Genomic DNA, 18906 nt, shown 5'->3' on the forward strand with positions numbered 1-18906 from the left:
GAGTCAAGCCCTCGGCATATTAGTACGGGTCGGCTGCACGCCTTGCGACGCTTCCACTCCCCGCCTATCAACCTCATCGTCTTTGAGGTGCCTTACCGGACTACTCCGTGAGAAACTTCATCTTAGGGCTGGTTTCACGCTTAGATGCTTTCAGCGTTTATCCTTTCCGGACGCAGCTACCCAGCTGCACGGCTGGCGCCATGACTGGTACACCGTCGGTCCGTCCACTCCGGTCCTCTCGTACTAGGAGCAGCCCCCTTCAGGTTTCTTCCGCCCGCGATGGATATGGACCGAACTGTCTCACGACGTTCTGAACCCAGCTCACGTACCACTTTAATGGGCGAACAGCCCAACCCTTGGGACCTGCTTCAGCCCCAGGATGTGATGAGCCGACATCGAGGTGCCAAACCTCCCCGTCGATATGGACTCTTGGGAGAGATTAGCCTGTTATCCCCAGGGTAGCTTTTATCCGTTGAGCGATGGCAATTCCACTCTCATTCCACCGGATCACTAAGCCCTACTTTCGTACCTGCTCGACTTGTCGGTCTCGCAGTCAAGCTCCCTTCTGCCTTTATGCTCTTCGCGCGATTTCTGTCCGCGCTGAGGGAACCTTTGGACGCCTCCGTTGCTCTTTCGGAGGCGACCGCCCCAGTCAAACTGCCCACCTGGCACTGTCCCGAGTGTCGTAACCACTCCGGTTAGATGACCAGCGGAGGAAGGGTGGTATCCCAACAGCGGCTCCGGGCGTCCTTGCGGCCGCCTTTCTCAGCCTCCCACCTATCCTGTACATCATCCGCCGGGCATCAATGCCAAGCTGCAGTAAAGCTCCATGGGGTCTTTCTGTCCAGTCGCGGGTAACCTGCATCTTCACAGGTATTTCAATTTCACCGGGCCCCTCGTCGAGACAGTGCCCAAATCGTTACGCCTTTCGTGCGGGTCGGAACTTACCCGACAAGGAATTTCGCTACCTTAGGACCGTTATAGTTACGGCCGCCGTTTACTGGGGCTTCAGCTCAAGGCTTCGGATTGCTCCTGACCTCTCCCCTTAACCTTCCAGCACCGGGCAGGCGTCAGCACCTATACGTCAGATTTCTCTTTTGCAGGCACCTGTGTTTGTGGTAAACAGTCGCTTGGGCTTCTCTTCTGTCGCCGCCTCCAGCTCCAACCGCTAGGGTTTTCACCAGGAACGGCCATCCTTTTCCCGAAGTTACGGATGCAATTTGCAGAGTTCCTTAACGAGGGTTTTCCCGCGCACCTTAGGATCCTCTCCCTGCCTGCCTGTGTCGGTTTCGGTACGGGCGCAGTTCGTCTCGCTAGAAGCTTTTCTCGGCAGTGTGGTCCGCTTGGCTTCGGCTCACCCAAAGGTTTGCCTCCCTGTCACGTCTCGGCTTTTACAAGGGGGATTTGCCTCCCTTGCAGCCTACCGGCTTCGACGCGCTCTTCCATTCGCGCGCCCAAGCTCCCTCCTGCGTCACTCCATCACTCAAACGACTCCCTGCGGTACTGGAATGTTTGCCAGTTGTCCATCGCCTATGCTTGCTGCCTCGGCTTAGGTCCCGACTGACCCTGGGACGACGAGCGTTGCCCAGGAAACCTCAGGCTTTCGGTGGGCCAGATTCTTGCTGGCCTTTTCGCTACTCATACCGGCATTCTCACTGCCATGCGCTCCACCGCTCCTTCCGGTACGGCTTCTCCGCCCATGGTACGCTCCCCTACCCCGCATAGTTTCCTATGCAGCCGCAGCTTCGGTTCTGTACTTGAGCCCCGGACATCTTCGGCGCAGGGACTCTCGACCAGTGAGCTATTACGCACTCTTTAAATGGTGGCTGCTTCTGAGCCAACATCCTGGTTGTTTTCGAATTCCTACATCCTTTTCCACTTAGTACAGCATTGGGGACCTTAGCTGGCGGTCTGGGCTGTTTCCCTCTTGCGTACGGGTCTTATCACTCGCACGCTGACTCCCGGGCTTGCCATGCAGCCATTCGCAGTTTGACTGGGGTCGGTAGGCTTTACGCCCCCTTGCCCGATCAGTGCTCTACCGTCTGCATGCATCGCCCGAGGCTAGCCCTAAAGCTATTTCGGGGAGAACCAGCTATCTCCACGTTCGATTGGCATTTCACCCCTATGCACAGCTCATCCCAAAGTTTTTCAACACTCACGGGTTCGGCCCTCCGCCCAATTTTACCTGGGTTTCAGCCTGGCCATGCATAGATCACTGTGGTTTCGGGTCTGCCCCGTCGAACTCTTCGCCCTCTTAAGACTCGCTTTCGCTTCGGCTCCGCGTCTTCCGCTTAACCTTGCTCGACGGGACAACTCGCCGGTTCATTCTTCAATAGGCACGCCGTCGCGCCAATAATGCGCTTCGACTGCTTGTGGACATACGGTTTCAGGTTCTATTTCACTCCGCTCCCGCGGTTCTTTTCGCCTTTCCCTCACGGTACTTTCCTCTATCGGTCGTCAGGTAGTATTTTGCCTTGGATGGTGGTCCACCCCGCTTCCCACAGGGTTCCTCGTGTCCCGTGGTACTCTGGATCCCAGCCCGTTCTTCAGCCTTTCGTGTACGAGGGTTTCACTCTCTTTGCCCGGCCTTCCCATGCCGTTCCACTAGGCTGCTTTCCCTTTTTGCTGGTCCTCAACCCCGAAAGCCCGAAAGCTCTCGGTTTGGGCTCTTCCCTTTTCGCTCGCCGCTACTAAGAGAATCACTATTGTTTACTTTTCCTCCGGCTACTTAGATGTTTCAGTTCACCGGGTTTGTCTCCCTTTCGGGTAGTGCGACATGACTCGCACTGGGTTGCCCCATTCGGATATCCGTGAATCGAGGCCTATTTGCGGCTCCCCACGGCTTTTCGCAGCTGATCGCGTCCTTCTTCGACTCCTGACGCCAAGGCATCCACCGTATGCCTTTCGTAGCTTGACTTTTCCACGATTTTCATCGTGTGTTTCGCCTTCAAGGCATCATTTCTGATGTTCTTGTCTTGGTTTGTGATCCTAAAATGTTCGGAAAATCTTTGCTGTATTGCTACAGCCTTCGATGATTTTCTTTCATTTTGTCTTCTGTGTAGTTTTCAAGGTACGACTTTGAGAGAAGGTATTCCCTCAAAACTAGACAATGCAGAAAGGCTTATGCCAGCCCTATGCCTCGACTTAAGATCAAGCTGCAACGGCTCGGCGCGGTCAACGTCTCCCAATCACGCTTCGCCTTTCGGCTCGCGTTCTTGGGACGTTTTCGCGTACGAGCTGTTTCCGAATCCGCTGCGCCCTTCGGGCTTGCTTCTTCGACAGCTCAGCACCTTAGAAAGGAGGTGATCCAGCCGCACCTTCCGATACGGCTACCTTGTTACGACTTCACCCCAGTCATCGCCCCCGCCTTAGACGGCTGCCTCCTTGCGGTTGGCCCGCCGGCTTCGGGCGTGAATGACTTCCGTGGTGTGACGGGCGGTGTGTACAAGGCCCGGGAACGTATTCACCGCAGTATGCTGACCTGCGATTACTAGCGATTCCGACTTCATGCAGGCGGGTTGCAGCCTGCAATCCGAACTGGGGGATGGTTTCTGGGATCCGCTCCGGCTCGCGCCCTCGCTTCCCTCTGTCCATCCCATTGTAGTACGTGTGTAGCCCAGGACATAAGGGGCATGATGACTTGACGTCATCCCCGCCTTCCTCCGCGTTCTCCACGGCAGTCTCCCTTGAGTTCCCACCTTTACGTGCTGGCAACAAGGGACAGGGGTTGCGCTCGTTGCGGGACTTAACCCAACATCTCACGACACGAGCTGACGACAGCCATGCACCACCTGTTTTCGTGTCCCCGAAGGGAGGCGTGTATCTCTACACGTTTCACTCAATGTCAAGCCCTGGTAAGGTTCTTCGCGTTGCGTCGAATTAAACCACATACTCCACCGCTTGTGCGGGCCCCCGTCAATTCCTTTGAGTTTCAGTCTTGCGACCGTACTCCCCAGGCGGAATGCTTATTGCGTTAACTCCGGCACAGGAGGGGTCGATACCTCCTACACCTAGCATTCATCGTTTACGGCCAGGACTACCGGGGTATCTAATCCCGTTCGCTCCCCTGGCTTTCGAGCCTCAGCGTCAGTTACAGTCCAGAAAGCCGCCTTCGCCACTGGTGTTCCTCCCAATATCTACGCATTTCACCGCTACACTGGGAATTCCGCTTTCCTCTCCTGCACTCAAGACTGCCAGTTTCCATCCCCTCACGGGGTTGAGCCCCGCACTTTTAAGATGGACTTGGCAGCCCGCCTGCGCTCCCTTTACGCCCAATAATTCCGGACAACGCTCGCCACCTACGTATTACCGCGGCTGCTGGCACGTAGTTAGCCGTGGCTTCCTCGCAAGGTACCGTCACCCAGGCTCAATGTTCTCAAACCCGGTTTTCGTCCCCTGCAACAGAGCTTTACGATCCGAAGACCTTCTTCACTCACGCGGCGTTGCTCCATCAGGCTTTCGCCCATTGTGGAAGATTCCCCACTGCTGCCTCCCGTAGGAGTCTGGGCCGTGTCTCAGTCCCAATGTGGCCGTTCATCCTCTCAGACCGGCTACTGATCGTCGCTTTGGTGGGCCGTTACCCCGCCAACTGGCTAATCAGACGCAGGCCCATCGACAGGTGATAGCATATTCAGAGGCCATCTTTCATCCAGGAGGGATGCCCCTCTCGGACTTCATTCGGTATTAGCATTCCTTTCGGAATGTTGTCCCCATCCTGTCGGCAGGTTGCCTACGTGTTACTCACCCGTTTGCCACTCAGTCTAAAAATCACCACTCAGGCCTCAGCCCTGTGTCGGCACTTTTTTAACGCGTGATGGCCACTTCGTGTCCATGACGCTTCTCTACCACCGGCTAAGAGCTCAGTGGTAATTTTTAGACTCCGTTCGACTTGCATGTGTTAAGCACGCCGCCAGCGTTCGTCCTGAGCCAGGATCAAACTCTCCGAAAAAAACTTGATCTTTTTGCGCTATGCTGCGTCATGGCTTCGCCGTGTGTCCTCGACGTACGCGAGTACGTCTGCGGGACGCGGCTTCGCCATTCCTTTCCTAGCGAAAAAATCTCTGCGTTTTTTCTCCGTTGCCGACTATGTTGAATAATCATGGCGGAGAAAATTGCTTTTAGCAGAGAGCCGTGATTGGCTCTTTTTTATCTTTGGATACGATTCTTTCGAACCGCATAAAGAAATTGTCGATTGCTTTTACAATTTGTAGTTCACAATCGATGTTTCATCAAGATCTCTCTTGATGGACATCTGGCTTGAATCATATAGATGATTCATTTCTGCATTGTTTAGTTTTCAAGGAACACCGCCGAATTGCTCCGGCTTGTTCGCGCCTGCTCACTTCAGGCGACTTGACTATCTTATCCTACTCCCGAGTGATTGTCAAGCGCTTTTTGACGTTTTTTTACAAAAAAACACGGCAGTCCATTTCCTGCACTGCCGCGCTTTTATTTCAAGCCGCTCAACCCGCGAGCTTGCTCTTCATGATATCAATCGCTTTCAGAAGCTGCGTGTCGTTTGATGCGCCGTCAGCCTGCTCCACGGGGACGTCCGGTTCTATGCCTGTGCCGTCAATACTGCGGCCCGAGGGCGTATAATACTTCGCAATCGTCAGCTTCAGGGCGTCGTCGTCATAAAGGGGCATGACGACCTGCACCGAACCCTTGCCGTAGGATTTTGCACCGACGAGTGTCGCTGCGCCCGTATCCTGCAGTGCACCCGCAAGGATTTCACTCGCCGAGGCACTGTTGCCGTCGATGAGCACGACAATCGGATATTTTTCCTTTTCAAGCTTTGAGTCGTATTCCTCTTTCGTACCGTCTTTCTGTACAACGGAGACAACCGGTCCCTTGGGGACGACCATGTTGGCGATCTCCACGCAGCTCGTTACAAGGCCGCCGGGATTTTCACGCAAGTCGAGGATCATGCCTTTCATGCCTTCCGTTTCAAGATTGTTATAGGCTTCCTTGAATTCTGACGCCGTATGTTCGGAGAAGGAAGCGATGCGGATGTAGCCGATGCCTTCCGTATCGGGCAGCATCTGTCCTGCGACCGTATGCACCTGGATCGTCGCACGCGTGATGGTATAGTCCTGATCCTCTTCGCCCGCGCGACGGATCGTCAGGACGACATTCGTACCGACTTCGCCGCGGATGTGCATCGCGACTTCTTCCGGCTCGATCTCGTGCGTCGGTTTTCCATCGACTGCCACGATCTCATCGCCGGTCTTGATGCCGGCCGCCTCTCCCGGCGTTCCTTCCATAACGGAAATAACTGTGACCTTGTTGTCCTTGAAGCCCATGACAATGCCGATGCCGCCAAACGAACCTTCCGTATGTGCCTTGAGCATCTCATACATCTGCTGGTTCAGATAAATGGAATGGGGATCGTCCAGCGTCTTGACCATGCCGGAAATGGCACCGTCAATCAGCTTTGTATAGTCCACATCCTGCACATACTGCGTCTCGATGAAGCGCAGCGCACCAAAGAAGCGCACGACGTCCTTCATCTTCTGTCCGTTGAAGCCCAGAAGGGCATAAATGCCGAGCACCGTCGCCGTAAAGGTGACGAACGACGTCATGACGACGAGCAGGGCAACGTTCCTCTTTTTCAAATTTTCACCAACCTTCCGCTGAAAAGTATTTCATCCGACAGCAAAAGAAAAATCAGAGATACCCCATCGGTTCAACCGGTTCGCCGTCTACACGCACCTCAAAGTGGCAATGCGGGCCTGTCGAATTTCCTGTCGAGCCGCATTCAGCTATGGGCTGCCCCTGCGAAACCGACTGTCCTTCACTCACAAGAAGCGCCTGGTTATGCCCGTAAAGCGTCGATACGCCGCCGCCGTGGTCGATGATGACAGCATAGCCGTAACCCGAGATCCAGCCTGCATAGGACACGATGCCGGACGCCGCGGCATGGATGGTATCGCCGTAGTCGCCTCCGATGTCTATGCCCGAATGGAAGCGGCTCGCACCCGTAATCGGATGGATGCGCCAGCCAAAAGGCGAGGTGATCGGACCTGAAATCGGCCAGATCATACCGCCGTTGCCCGAGGGCACCGCCGGCTGGTAACGGCTGTTCCTTATCATCCGCTCAACCTCTTTGGAGGCTGCCATATTTTCGTTGATAATGCGCTCCTGTGTCGCGCGATCCGTTTCCATCTTGTCGATAAGAGACTGCTGCGCTTCCTGCTTCTTTTCCGCCTCTTTTCGGCGTACGCTCGCCTCATCGACGAGTTTTTTCTTCGCAGCCTTATCCTTCTCAAGCTCCCGTGTGGAGTTTTCGATGGCTTGCTTCTCGGCAAAGACCACCTGCACGAGATCGTAATCCTGCTGGATGACCTTTTTCAGCAAGTCCATGCGCGTAAAGAAGTCTTGGAAATCCTTCGCACCAAAAAGCACATCGAGGTAGCTGATCTGTCCGTTGATATAGATATCCCGCACGCGAGCGGCAAGCTGATCCGTTTTCTTATCATAATCCTTGTTCAGAACCTTGAGTTTTTCCTCGTTTTCATCAATGCGGTCCTCCGTCGCGTCAAGTTCGCTGCGGACATCCTTGTATGCCTTCTTCGCAGCATCCGCCGCTTCATCAAGTTCACGCTTTGCTTCGGAAAGACCCTCGATTTCCGACTCTATCTCATTCTTTTTTCGCTGCGCCTGGTCAGCCTTATGGATATACTCATCGCGCTGCTCTTCCAGACTTTCCGAGAAAGCGACAGGCGAAAGCCCGACGAGAAAAACCGCACAAAGCGCTGCCGCCGCGATCTTTTTTCCCTGCTTTCCCCATCCGGTATAAAAAAACATGAAAAAGCCTCCTAAACCTTGAGGAATCTTTTGAGCGAAATCGTACTGCCAAGCGCTCCGATCACCATGCCGCTCAAGAGCATCACGACACTGATGAAATTGACGAACGGATACTGCGGAATCAGCGGCAGAAAAGCCAATGTGCTGTAAACCTTGGCCGTTATCATTCCATAAATGCTCCGCAGCGCGACGGAAGCGAAAACACCTCCGAAGAAACCAAGCACGACGCCCTCGAGAAGGAACGGCCAGCGAATGAACCAATCGGTTGCGCCGACGTACTTCATGATGGCGATTTCCTTCCTGCGCGCGAAGACCGTCAAACGTATCGTATTCGATATGATGAACAGCGTCGCCCCTGCCAAAAGCAGCATGAGCGTAAACCCAAAGGCGCGTATGAGGCGCGTCATATCGAAGAGATGCTCGACGACATCCTGTCCGTACTTCGCGGATTCCACACCGTCAAATCGCTCAATCGCCTTGGCAGCCGTCTCCACCATCGTCGGCTGCTTTACCGTCACTTCGAAGGAATTGGGCAGCGGGTTCTTGTCGTCAAGCGCATCGAGCAGATACTTCTGGTCACCGAGGCGTTCACGCAGGCGCACGATCGCCTCCTCACGGCTCACATATTTGACGCTTTCAATGCCCTGCATCTTGTTCAAGTCATCCTCGATATCATCAATCTCCGAACCCTTGAGTTTGTCCGACAGATAGACATTGATCTGTACCTGCGACTCGAGCATCGAGGCCATGCGGTTCATATTCATCACGATGATGAGGAACATGCCCAGGATGAAAAGCGAGACGGCAACCGTACCGATGGAAGCAAACGACATCCAGGTGTTGCGCTTGATGGAAATGCAAACCTCTCGTATGAAATATTCGCTTGTCCTAAGCTTCATAGCCGTATCCTCCCCTCGCTTCGTCGCGCACGATGCGGCCGCCTTCGATGGCAATGACGCGCTTTTTCATCGTGTCCACGATATTTTTGTCATGCGTCGCCATGATGATCGTCGCCCCCGCATCGTTGATGCGGCGGAAAATATCCATGATTTCCCATGACGTCTCAGGGTCAAGATTGCCCGTCGGCTCGTCCGCGATGACGATGGCCGGATCGTTGACAATAGCACGCGCAATCGCCACACGCTGCTGCTCACCGCCCGAAAGCTGCGACGGGAAGTTTTTCCACTTCTCGCGAAGTCCTACAATATCCAGAACCGAATTCACACTGCGCTGCATGAGGCGTCGCGGCGCCTCAATGACCTGCATGGCAAAAGCGACATTTTCATAGACGGTCTTATCCGGCAAGAGCCTATAGTCCTGGAAAATCACGCCCAAACCGCGCCTCAGGTACGGCACATCCTTCGGCTTCAGCTTCATCATATCGTGCCCATTCACGCGCAGCTTTCCGCTCGTCGGCAGAATTTCCCGCAGCAGCAGGCGCACAAACGTCGATTTGCCCGCGCCGCTTGCCCCGACGAGAAAGACGAAATCTCCCTTTTCTATCTTGACGCTCACATGGTCGAGCGCCACGGTGCCATTATCATAAACCTTGGAAACATCCTTCATATAAATCATCCGATGAATTCCCCCATATCAGATGCCCGATTTGACATTCTTTTCTATTATAGCACAAGTACCGACTTTCTGCTTTTTGCGGCAATCTTTTCTTAACAATTTTCTTTCCTCAAGGCGAACACAATGCCTTGCCGCCAAATCCTGAAGCAGATATGCAGCTATATCCGGGTGATAACCAACTGAAAATAAAGCATTTTCTCCGGGGATCTCCATATATATTCCATTGCCGACGCGTTTCTCCCCAGCACAGAAGATGCCCCTGCCCGGGTTTTTATACCCGAACAGGGGCAATAAACAAACGGGAGCCATCGCATCCACGACAGCCGGTTCTGCCCATTCAGTCCTTCGCTTCTTCCAAGCGCATGAGCATGAAGCAGTAATCGGAGAGGCGATTGAGGAAGACCTGATCCTCCTTATGGAGAACCGCCTCGCGCGAGAGTGCGTAGAAGCGACGTTCGGCACGGCGCACCGTCGTGCGTGCAAAATCGAGCATGGCGCCGGCCTGTGTATCGCCGGGAACAAGAAAATGCGTGAGCTTCGGCAAATGCGCTTCAATCTCGTCGATATCCTTTTCGAGCATCGCCGCATCGTCAAATGTGACCATCGGCTCCTGCCCAAGGCTCGCGATATCGGCCATGAGCAGCGAAAGCTTTTTCTGCAGGAGCACGATCTTCTCGCGCACGGTTTCCTTCGTGGCAAAGGCACGCGCCATGGCCAAGGCCGATCCCGCCTCATCAAGCGCCCCATACGTATCGACGCGCAGGGCATCCTTGTCGACGCGTTCGCCCGTGTAGAGGCTTGTCTGTCCCTTATCGCCGGTCTTTGTATAAACGCCCATTCATTTCACCTCAATCGAAGATTTCAATTTCACTGAAAAATATTGCGATCTCGCGCGCTGCGCTTTCAGGGCTGTCCGAGGCATGGACGGCGTTCTTGCCGACGCTCTCGGCAAACAGCCTGCGCACCGTTCCCTCAGCCGCTTCGGCAGGATTCGTCTTGCCATTGATCTCGCGCACGCGGGCGATCGCGTCATCTCCTTCAAGCACCATGGCGACGAGCGGCGCCGAGGTCATGAAGCTTTCAAGCTCTTCGTAGTAAGGGCGTCCGATATGCTCAGCATAATGCTTCTGAGCCACACGCTTCGTCATCTGCATGAGCTTCATCGCGCAAAGCTTCAGGCCCTTTTTTTCATAAATGGCAATGATTTCACCCGTATGATTCTTCTCGAATGCATCCGGCTTGATGAGTACCAGCGTTTTTTCCTTCATAAAAAGAACATCTCCCCTGTTTTTAAAGATTCTTTTTGTCCAGCTTATGCAGCATAGCCGCCTTTTTCTCCCCGCTTTCCCGCGCCTCTCTTTCTTCCCTGTAAATGCGGGCAAGCTTGCAGTAGTTCTCAGCTGAGGCGCGGACGGCTTCCAATTCGTCATCGCGCAGCGCACGGACAATGCGCGAAGGGTTGCCGTAAACGAGGGAATCATGCGGGATTTTCTTGTGCTGCGTCAGAAGCGTCGCCGCCCCGATGATCGTGTTCTCCCCAATTTCCGTATAGCCAAGCAAGACAGAGCCCATGCCGATCAAGCAGTTGTTGCCAATCTTGCTGCAGTGAATCAGCGTGTTATGTCCGATCGTCACATAATCGCCAATGATGGTCGGCGCATCGCCCATAACGTGGATCGTGGAGTTGTCCTGTATATTTGTATACCTGCCGACGACAATCGGCTGCAAATCACCGCGCAGGACCGTATTGAACCAGATATTCGCACCCTCCATGATCGTCACATCCCCGATGATTGTCGCATTCGGCGCGATCAGCGCCGTCGCGTCAATTTTCGGTGACACGCCTTTGTAGGGCAGGATGACTGCCATGCAAACCCCTCCCATCTCTTTATTTCCCTAAGCCAACGAAACTATTATAAAAAAATTTCTCCGGCTTGTAAAGGAAGCTCGGATAAAACGGCGCACCGCTTTTCATTCCTCTGCCGAATCCTGCTGCACTTCCCGCTCAGCCGTCCCTTGCGCCAAATACCGCCCCAGCGCCCGCACGCGCTGCTCGTGCAGCCATCGCCCGACAGCGGGGCCTTCCATTCCAGGCGGAGCATCGCCGCCCCGTATGCCGCGGAGCAACGCAAGAATCTCCTCCCCTTCAGCCAGATAGCGAGGCAAGGCGCCGTGATCGACGAGGATGATGCTGCAAAAATCGGCGAAGGACAGACCCGACAGCTCCACGGCAAGCAGGAGTTCCACCATCTTGCCCTTCTTGGCAAGAAGCGGTGCACGCATGTGCTCCTTGATCACAAAACGCGCCGCCTGCAGCCATGCTCTCGGCAAGGTCATGCGCTTGTTCCATGCCGCAAGCGCCTCAAGACCGCGACCCTCATGCCCATAATGATGCGGCAGCATCTCCGCCGGCGTCGTCCCCTTGCCGAGATCATGCGCAAGCGCGGCAAAGCGTGCGGGCAGGTTCCGCGTCCTCCGCGCCGTCTCGTCAACAACCTGCATCGCATGAGCGAAGGCGTCTCCTTCGGGATGATACGCTGCGGGCTGCATTTTGCCGCGCATGGCAAACAATTCAGGAAATACGAGTTGCAATAAATCTGCCTGCAGGAGCACCTGAAAAAAAAGAGACGGCCGCGGCGCAGCGAGTGCGCGCGACAACTCATGGACAAGGCGGTCTGCCGGTTCAGACATAAGTTCAGAGCCGCAGGCGGCCATCAGCGGCACGGTGTCATCCGCCACGGAAAAGTCGAGTTCCGCCGCCTGTCTTGCTGCACGCAGGGCGCGCACGGGATCTTCGAGAAAATGCTTTGATGTGGCGCGGATTGTACGCCTTTCGATATCGGCCTGTCCGCCATAGGGATCGATTAAAGTCTTTTCGGGCAGACGCAGTGCCATGCTGTTCATCGTCGTATCGCGGCGCAGGAGATCCTCTTCGATCGTGACCGATGCCGCAAAGTCCACGGAAAAGCCCGTATAGCCTCGTCCCGTTTTTTTCTCGCGGCGGGCAAACGCGACTTCCGCTTTTACTCCGTCGATTTCCAAAAGGTACACGGGAAAGGACTTTCCGGTACATACGGCAGCAGGAAAAAGGCGCAAAAACGTCTCCCGCTCCATCCCGGCAACAACGAAGTCCTTATCCTGCGGCTTCTCCCCGCGCAGCATGTCGCGCACCCAACCGCCCACGATATAGAGCGTGCCTCCGGCATTTTCCACTGCCTCGATAAAATCCGTTTCCCTCATCCGCACCTCGCCCCCAGAGCCGCGCTGCCGCCCGACGCCTTGCCGCCCCCTCGCAGCAAAGCGTTGGGCGGCAGCGGCATCAATGTCTTTTCAAAATCCTCGCTCCATGCGAGTCTATGGCAAGCTGCAAGGCATGCGCCTCGATTCCATGCTGTGCAAAAGCCTTGACCATCGCCTCTCCTACAGCTTCCTCATCCTGCAAGGCGTATGCCATCAGGCAGGGGCCTGCACCGCTCAGGCTTGCACCGAGGGCGCCCGCTTTATGCGCCGCCCGAAATACATCCTTCATGCCCGGAATGAGCTTTTCGCGATACGGCTGATGCAGTGCGTCGGAAAGGGCGCTGCGCAAAAACCGCGGATGCCCTTTCAAGAGAGCGGCAACCAAAAGCGCCGCACGGCTCACATTGAAAACGGCGTCTTTGAGCGGCACTTCCTGCGGCAAGACACTTCGCGCCAACTTTGTCGAAAGCGGAAACTCCGGCACGGCGACAACAAGCTTCAGAGCCATGCGCGGCATCAGAGAGAAGCACTCGACACGCCCGCGCGTTACGACGCTGACCGTAAAGCCACCAAAAATGGCGGGCGCCACATTGTCCGGATGCCCCTCGATATCCGTCGCCATCTGCAGAAGTTCCCGGCGTGAAAAGCGGTTGTCCAGAAGCGTGTTCGCGGCCTTGAGCCCGGCTACAATGGCTGCCGCACTGCTGCCCAGTCCGCGCGAGAGGGGGATATTGTTCTTCATGCGGATCCGGAATCCCTGCACCTTGTCAGCCATGCGCGCACGCTTCAATATCAGGCGGATGGAACGCACCACGATATTGCGCTCGTCGCGCGGGATATTCCCGGCGCCTTCCCCCTCGATGTCGATGACAATCCCCTGCTCTTCCAGAAACGTGAGTTCAAGCTCATTATAAATCGTGCAGGCGACGCCGATCGCGTCGAAACCCGGCCCGCAATTCGCGCTCGTTCCCGGCACGCGCACGCGGATGGTCTTGTTCAGCATGAACCGTTCTCCTCTTGCATGTTTTCCACCCGGATGATGCTGCGAACCTCGCTGACAACGGCAAGGCTCCTGAGATCGACAGCCGCCTCCTCCAACGCCCTGTGCTTGACACGGTGCGTGATGGCGACAATTTCAGCCTTGTCTTGGCAGCGGCGCGTCTGGATGACCGACTTCATGCTGACCTTGTGATTGCCGAATGCCGTCGCAATGGCGGCAAGAACGCCCGGCTTATCATCCACGAGGAGACGCACATAGTACGAAGCTTCCGTCTCCTCAATGGGGCAAAGGCTTTTATTGGCATAGCAAGTGCAGTGGACGCGCCCAAAGGTATCCATCTGCATATCACGCGCAATATCGATGACATCGGCCACGACAGCGGACGCCGTCGGCAGGGAGCCTGCACCGCGCCCGTAAAACATCGCTTCGCCGATGGCATTGCCGCGCACGAAAATCGCGTTGTAAACGTCGTTGACCGATGCCAGCGGATGTCCTTTGGGCAAAAACACCGGATGCACACGCACATCGACGCCCCGCTCGCCAAGATCCCGTCCGATGGCCAGAAGCTTCACGACATAGCCAAGCGTTTTCGCATAATCAATATCTGGCGGCGTGATATGCGTGATGCCCTCAACGGAAACATCCTCGAAACGTATGCGCGTGTTGAAAGCGATTGAGGCAAGAATGGCAATCTTGCGCGCGGCATCGAGACCTTCGACGTCGGCCGCAGGATTCGCCTCGGCGTAGCCTTTTTCCTGCGCTTCCTTGAGGACGCTGTCGTAGTCCGAGCCGTTTTCCGTCATCTGCGTGAGCATGTAGTTCGTCGTTCCATTGATAATGCCCATGATTTCCGTCACACGGTTTGCGGTCAGGCACTGCTTCAAAGGCATGACGATTGGTATACCGCCGCCTACGCTCGCCTCAAAATGGAAATCGACGCCATGCTTTTCCATCGTCTCAAACATATCCTTGCCGAACTGCGCCACAACATCCTTGTTCGCCGTCACGACATTCTTGCCCTTCCCCATCGCCCGCAGCATATACTCGCGCGCCGGATGAATGCCGCCTAAAAGCTCGATAACAATATCAATCTCCTCATCACTGAGGATTTCCTCGATATCCTCCGTCAGATGCAGCCCTTCCATATAGGGACGCTTCTTCTTCGCATCGCGTACAAGCACAGTCTTGAGGCAAAGCTTCGCTCCCGTTTTCGCCATGATTTCCTGCTCGTTTTCCCGCAATACGCGCACGACGCCCGTGCCGACCGTCCCGAAGCCCAGCATGCCAATCTTGATCTCTCTCATCACTTCACCTCGCATCACGCCTGGCCGAGAACCTCAAGCCTCTTCACGCCGTCCACCATGCGCAGCTTGTCGAGAAGCGCCTCGAGATCGACGGAAAGGTTCGCCGTCTCGATGGAAAGCGTCGCGTTCGCCACCCCCTGCAGAGGAATCCCCTGGTTGATGGTCAGTACACTGCCCGAATCGGCCGAAATCGTGTTGAGCACGCTCGACAACACACCCTTCTTATGTTCCAGAAGAAGCGTCAGCGATATGATCTTGTTGCGGCTCGCCTCATAAAACGGATACACGTAATCCTTGTACTTGTAATAGGCGCTGCGGCTCAGACCCATGCTCTCCACCGCCTCGTTGATCGTTCGCGCATCCCCGCGCTTGAGCAGCTCCTTTACGCGAATCGTCTTCTTGATCGCCTCCGGCAAAATCTGCTCCTGCACAAGAAAAAAGTCGCTCTGCTTTTTCTGTTCCTTTTTTTCTCTTGGCATAAAAAAACCTCCTGTCCTTTGCTGCATAATCCTGACTACCTTTTTACGCATGGAATTATATCATTTTTCCACACCATTGTACAGTCTCCATAGACATTTCTCATACAAAAACGCACCTCCGCCTCTTCTCGGAAACGGAACGAACCGCCCGTGAGGCGGTCTGCCCTCCTAGCGGCGGCCAGCCTTGATCTTACTTTCCGTGCCGTCCAGAAGACGACGAATGTTCGAGTGATGACGCACGATGACGAGAATCGCGGCGGCTCCCCCGAAAACCAGGTACTCCGCCGGTGCGTCAAAGAAGAAGGCGAGCAGGGGAACGAGCGCCGCAGCCACAATGGAACCAAGCGAAACATAACGTGTAACGAAAACGATGCCGAGCCAGACAAGCGTGACAACAGCGGTCACATTCGGCATCAGCATGGCGATGACGCCAAGCCCCGTCGCCACTCCCTTGCCGCCCTTGAAGCGCAGAAAGACGGACGCGGAATGACCGAGGATGGCGAACATCCCGCCAAAGACCATGGCCAGCGGTGTGCCGACGAGCAGCATGGCGATATACACCCCGAGGCTCCCCTTGAGGAAGTCAAGCAGCAGGACGAGCGCGCCGGGCCCCTTGCCCAACGTACGGTAAACATTCGTCGCCCCAATATTGCGGCTGCCGTAGTTACGGATATCGATGTGCCAAAAAGCGCGGCAAAGCCAAAGTCCGCTCGGGATGGCGCCGAGAACATAAGCGCTCACACAGGCAAGAAACATCATAACTCCTCTTCCCCCTTCCCGCGCACAACAAGGCGCAGCGGCGTCCCTTCAAAGCCAAAGCTCTCACGCAGCTTGTTCTCAATATAGCGCAGGTACGAAAAGTGCATGAGTTCCGGTTCGTTGACAAAAACAATGAATTTCGGCGGACGGATGTCAGCCTGCGTCATATAGCGCACCTTGAGCTGTCGTCCCTTATGAGCCGGCGGCGGATTCACGGCGATCATATCGCGCACAAGCTCGTTCAGGATGCTCGTCTTGACGCGCATCGCGGCTTGGTCGGCCACATATTTGACGAGATCCGTAATGCGTGCAACGCGCTGGTGCGTGAGCGCCGAGGCGTAGAGCACAGGCGCATACTGTAAAAAGCCGAGTTCTATGCGCAGCTCCTCCGTAAAGCGCAGCGTGGACTTATCGTCCTTGTTCTCGTAAATATCCCATTTGTTCACAAGGAGTATGACCGCCTTGCCCGACTCATGCGCATAGCCTGCAATCTTCTTGTCCTGCTCCGTTACGCCTGCCGTGGCGTCGAGCACGACGAGCACGACATCGGCGCGGTCAACGGCGCGCAGCGCGCGCATCACGCTGTATCGCTCGATCGGTTCGTCAATCTTTCCCTTGCGCCGCATTCCCGCCGTATCTATAAGAAGGAACTTTATATCATCCTTCGTGAAATGCGTGTCGATTGCATCGCGCGTCGTACCCGCCACATCACTGACAATCACGCGTTCTTCGCCCAAAAGCGCATTGACGAGCGAGGACTTGCCCACATTCGGACGACCTATGACGGCAATGCTGATTTCATCGGCGTCCTTTTCCTCCTCCCTGTCCTCAGGGAAAAGGGCGACAAGCTCATCGAGCAGGTCACCGAGATTCATGGCATTCGTCGCGGAAATCGGCACGGGATCGCCAAGGCCGAGATTATAGAACTCGTAGACATCGTTCTCTTGCTTCGGCGAATCGATCTTGTTCACGGCGAGCAGCACGGGCTTCTTCGTCGTGCGCAGCATCTTGCCCACTTCCTCGTCCGCCAGCGTAAGTCCTGCACGCCCGTCCACGAGGAAGAGGATTACATCGGCTTCCTCCATGGCGATTCTCGCCTGCTGGCGCATCGATCGCAGAATCACGTCCTCCGTCTCAAACTCAATGCCGCCCGTATCAATCATCGTGAACTCTCTGCCAAGCCATTCGGCATCAAGGTAAATGCGATCGCGCGTTACGCCCGGCAAATCGTCCACGATGGACACGCGCTTCCTGCCCAATTTATTGAAGAGCGTGGACTTTCCCACATTCGGACGCCCCACGATCGCCACGATCGGCTTGCTCATTCCATCATCTCCCTTGCCCCGGGATTATTCCCCGGCTTCGTATAGGCAGCGTTGCTCTGCCACATATAGGCTGCCTCCGCCGCCCGTGCCCCACGGTAATGCGTCCAGTCGCACAGAGCCTGCGCGATATCGCGCCCGCCCTGCGCCGTCTCGACGCGGATCCCCGGCAGGGAGCGGCGAAAGCCCTCCAGTGTCATATCGTCCAGAAGAATGTTTTCCCCGGTACGCAGGGCGCATTCCGGAAAAATCACGCCCTGCACGCCGTCCAGACGCTTCAAGGCGCGCAGCATATCCTCCCCCGTCAAAAGACCCGATACATTGACCGTGCGGCCAAAAAAATCATTTTCCACACCGAGGCAGTGCACGGTAAGCCCACGCACGGTAAGCGCCTCAAAAAGCTTCCGGAAAAGCGGCTCCACCGCCGTGCCGCAGAGCACCGCAAGAGAAAGCGGCTCCCCATAACCGCGGGATGCATCGATTTCCGCCAGAGCTTCGCGCCACTCCTCCAGAAAATTTCGCGTGAGCCCTATGCCGTTGTCAAGCTGCGGAAACGCATCGTATTCCTCGACAGGCGGCACAGGGATGCCCGCCAGAAAGTAGAACTCATCGCCAAGATAGACGAAGCTTCTTCCTGTCTCACGCCGCGCCTTTTTCTGCCACGGTTCAATCTGGCGCACCACGGCAGCCGCACCCTCGCGGTCAAACATCCGCAGCGGATAGCAGCCCTCGCGAAAGCGCGTAAGGCCGACAGGCACGACCGCCAGCGACAACGCATGCGGCTGCCGCTTCATCAGCTCCGACACCGTGTACTCAAGCTCCTTGCCGTCATTGATGCCGGGGCAGAGCACGATTTGCGTATGGTACTCGACATCGGCCGCCTCCAGTCGGTCGAGCTGTGCCCCGATCTCCGCCGCACGCCGCGTATTGAGCATGGCCGCGCGCAATTCGGGATTCATCGCATGGACGGAAACAAAAAGCGGCGAAAGATGGTACTGCTCGATGCGCTGAAAATCCTTTTCCCGCATATTCGTCAACGTAACGAAATTTCCGTATAGAAACGACATGCGGTAGTCGTCATCCTTGACGGAAAGGCTTCTCCTCATCCCAGGCGGCACCTGGTCGACAAAGCAGAACCAGCAGCGGTTGCCGCAGGAGCGTATGCCGTCAAAAACAGCGGAAGAAAATTCAGCGCCAAGCTCCTCATCGTAATCCTTCTCAAAGGCCAGAAGCTCCTGCTCGCCGTCCTCATGTTCGACGAGCAGTTCGATCTCCTCCTCGGCAAAGGCGAAGCTCAAATCAATGATATCGCGCAGTTCCTGGCCATTGACCTGAAGGATCTTATCCCCCGGCCTAAGTTCCAGTTCCTCCGCCAGACTTCCCGGCGCAACGCGAATGATTTCCCCTGACAACATCTCTTT

General features: G+C 55.6%; 15 protein-coding genes and 2 rRNA genes. All 17 read right to left on the reverse strand.

Annotation, left to right across the window (positions count from 1 at the left end):
• Positions 1 to 2917 (reverse strand): 23S ribosomal RNA (locus tag ACRTGH_RS00005).
• A gap of 378 nt (positions 2918 to 3295) precedes the next feature.
• A 16S ribosomal RNA gene (locus ACRTGH_RS00010) occupies positions 3296 to 4948 on the reverse strand.
• The 16S and 23S rRNA genes sit together here, the layout of an rRNA operon.
• A gap of 514 nt (positions 4949 to 5462) precedes the next feature.
• The gene (locus tag ACRTGH_RS00015) at positions 5463 to 6614 is read right to left on the reverse strand and encodes a S41 family peptidase (protein WP_368848000.1); all 1152 of its coding nucleotides are present in this window, start codon (positions 6612 to 6614) and stop codon (positions 5463 to 5465) included.
• Positions 6615 to 6666: 52 nt separating this feature from the next.
• Positions 6667 to 7806, reverse strand: a complete 1140-nt coding sequence (locus ACRTGH_RS00020; protein WP_368848001.1) for a murein hydrolase activator EnvC family protein — start codon at positions 7804 to 7806, stop codon at positions 6667 to 6669.
• 11 nt (positions 7807 to 7817) lie between these two features.
• A complete protein-coding gene (gene ftsX / locus ACRTGH_RS00025; protein WP_368848002.1) occupies positions 7818 to 8705 on the reverse strand; it encodes a permease-like cell division protein FtsX in 888 nt (295 codons plus the stop codon).
• The gene (gene ftsE / locus ACRTGH_RS00030; RefSeq protein ID WP_368848003.1) at positions 8695 to 9381 is read right to left on the reverse strand and encodes a cell division ATP-binding protein FtsE; all 687 of its coding nucleotides are present in this window, start codon (positions 9379 to 9381) and stop codon (positions 8695 to 8697) included. The genes ftsX and ftsE overlap by 11 nt, the downstream gene beginning before the upstream one ends.
• A gap of 18 nt (positions 9382 to 9399) precedes the next feature.
• Positions 9400 to 9699 carry a hypothetical protein gene (locus tag ACRTGH_RS00035; protein ID WP_368848004.1) on the reverse strand — a complete coding sequence of 100 codons (300 nt, stop codon included), beginning with the start codon at positions 9697 to 9699 and terminating at the stop codon, positions 9400 to 9402.
• Positions 9700 to 9718: 19 nt separating this feature from the next.
• On the reverse strand, positions 9719 to 10219 hold the full coding sequence (locus ACRTGH_RS00040) for a cob(I)yrinic acid a,c-diamide adenosyltransferase (RefSeq protein WP_368848005.1): 501 nt from the start codon (positions 10217 to 10219) through the stop codon (positions 9719 to 9721).
• A 10-nt stretch (positions 10220 to 10229) separates the two neighbouring features.
• Entirely contained in the window at positions 10230 to 10649 is a 420-nt protein-coding gene (gene ndk / locus ACRTGH_RS00045; protein WP_368848006.1) for a nucleoside-diphosphate kinase, read from the reverse strand.
• Between the two features lie 22 nt (positions 10650 to 10671).
• Entirely contained in the window at positions 10672 to 11250 is a 579-nt protein-coding gene (locus ACRTGH_RS00050) for a gamma carbonic anhydrase family protein (protein WP_368848007.1), read from the reverse strand.
• A gap of 102 nt (positions 11251 to 11352) precedes the next feature.
• On the reverse strand, positions 11353 to 12621 hold the full coding sequence (locus ACRTGH_RS00055; protein WP_368848008.1) for a tRNA nucleotidyltransferase/poly(A) polymerase-related protein: 1269 nt from the start codon (positions 12619 to 12621) through the stop codon (positions 11353 to 11355).
• A 79-nt stretch (positions 12622 to 12700) separates the two neighbouring features.
• Positions 12701 to 13624, reverse strand: coding sequence for a homoserine kinase (gene thrB / locus ACRTGH_RS00060; protein ID WP_368848009.1), 924 nt, complete (start codon positions 13622 to 13624; stop codon positions 12701 to 12703).
• Complete coding sequence (locus tag ACRTGH_RS00065; protein WP_368848010.1) at positions 13618 to 14925, reverse strand: homoserine dehydrogenase; 1308 nt, start codon at positions 14923 to 14925, stop codon at positions 13618 to 13620. Before ACRTGH_RS00065 ends, thrB begins: the two co-directional genes overlap by 7 nt.
• Positions 14926 to 14939: 14 nt before the next feature.
• Positions 14940 to 15404, reverse strand: coding sequence for an ACT domain-containing protein (locus ACRTGH_RS00070; protein ID WP_368848011.1), 465 nt, complete (start codon positions 15402 to 15404; stop codon positions 14940 to 14942).
• Positions 15405 to 15572: 168 nt separating this feature from the next.
• Positions 15573 to 16163 carry a glycerol-3-phosphate 1-O-acyltransferase PlsY gene (gene plsY, locus ACRTGH_RS00075; protein ID WP_368848012.1) on the reverse strand — a complete coding sequence of 197 codons (591 nt, stop codon included), beginning with the start codon at positions 16161 to 16163 and terminating at the stop codon, positions 15573 to 15575.
• Positions 16160 to 17488, reverse strand: coding sequence for a ribosome biogenesis GTPase Der (der, locus tag ACRTGH_RS00080; protein WP_368848013.1), 1329 nt, complete (start codon positions 17486 to 17488; stop codon positions 16160 to 16162). The genes plsY and der overlap by 4 nt, the downstream gene beginning before the upstream one ends.
• Positions 17485 to 18900 carry a DUF512 domain-containing protein gene (locus ACRTGH_RS00085; RefSeq protein WP_368848014.1) on the reverse strand — a complete coding sequence of 472 codons (1416 nt, stop codon included), beginning with the start codon at positions 18898 to 18900 and terminating at the stop codon, positions 17485 to 17487. Before ACRTGH_RS00085 ends, der begins: the two co-directional genes overlap by 4 nt.
• Positions 18901 to 18906 lie beyond the last annotated feature (6 nt).

Source organism: Selenomonas oralis (assembly GCF_051603425.1).
GTDB lineage: Bacteria > Bacillota > Negativicutes > Selenomonadales > Selenomonadaceae > Selenomonas > Selenomonas sputigena_A.

What these genes read in the sequence shown, in the direction of transcription:
- ACRTGH_RS00070 (WP_368848011.1), bottom strand. Translation starts at nt 15,404, where the DNA reads ATGCCAAGAGAAAAAAAGGAACAGAAAAAGCAGAGCGACTTTTTTCTT.
- ACRTGH_RS00085 (WP_368848014.1), bottom strand. Translation starts at nt 18,900, where the DNA reads ATGTTGTCAGGGGAAATCATTCGCGTTGCGCCGGGAAGTCTGGCGGAG.
- thrB (WP_368848009.1), bottom strand. Translation starts at nt 13,624, where the DNA reads ATGCTGAACAAGACCATCCGCGTGCGCGTGCCGGGAACGAGCGCGAAT.
- ACRTGH_RS00040 (WP_368848005.1), bottom strand. Translation starts at nt 10,219, where the DNA reads ATGGGCGTTTATACAAAGACCGGCGATAAGGGACAGACAAGCCTCTAC.
- ftsX (WP_368848002.1), bottom strand. Translation starts at nt 8,705, where the DNA reads ATGAAGCTTAGGACAAGCGAATATTTCATACGAGAGGTTTGCATTTCC.
- ACRTGH_RS00020 (WP_368848001.1), bottom strand. Translation starts at nt 7,806, where the DNA reads ATGTTTTTTTATACCGGATGGGGAAAGCAGGGAAAAAAGATCGCGGCG.
- ACRTGH_RS00065 (WP_368848010.1), bottom strand. Translation starts at nt 14,925, where the DNA reads ATGAGAGAGATCAAGATTGGCATGCTGGGCTTCGGGACGGTCGGCACG.
- ndk (WP_368848006.1), bottom strand. Translation starts at nt 10,649, where the DNA reads ATGAAGGAAAAAACGCTGGTACTCATCAAGCCGGATGCATTCGAGAAG.
- ACRTGH_RS00055 (WP_368848008.1), bottom strand. Translation starts at nt 12,621, where the DNA reads ATGAGGGAAACGGATTTTATCGAGGCAGTGGAAAATGCCGGAGGCACG.
- der (WP_368848013.1), bottom strand. Translation starts at nt 17,488, where the DNA reads ATGAGCAAGCCGATCGTGGCGATCGTGGGGCGTCCGAATGTGGGAAAG.
- ACRTGH_RS00050 (WP_368848007.1), bottom strand. Translation starts at nt 11,250, where the DNA reads ATGGCAGTCATCCTGCCCTACAAAGGCGTGTCACCGAAAATTGACGCG.
- ftsE (WP_368848003.1), bottom strand. Translation starts at nt 9,381, where the DNA reads ATGATTTATATGAAGGATGTTTCCAAGGTTTATGATAATGGCACCGTG.
- plsY (WP_368848012.1), bottom strand. Translation starts at nt 16,163, where the DNA reads ATGATGTTTCTTGCCTGTGTGAGCGCTTATGTTCTCGGCGCCATCCCG.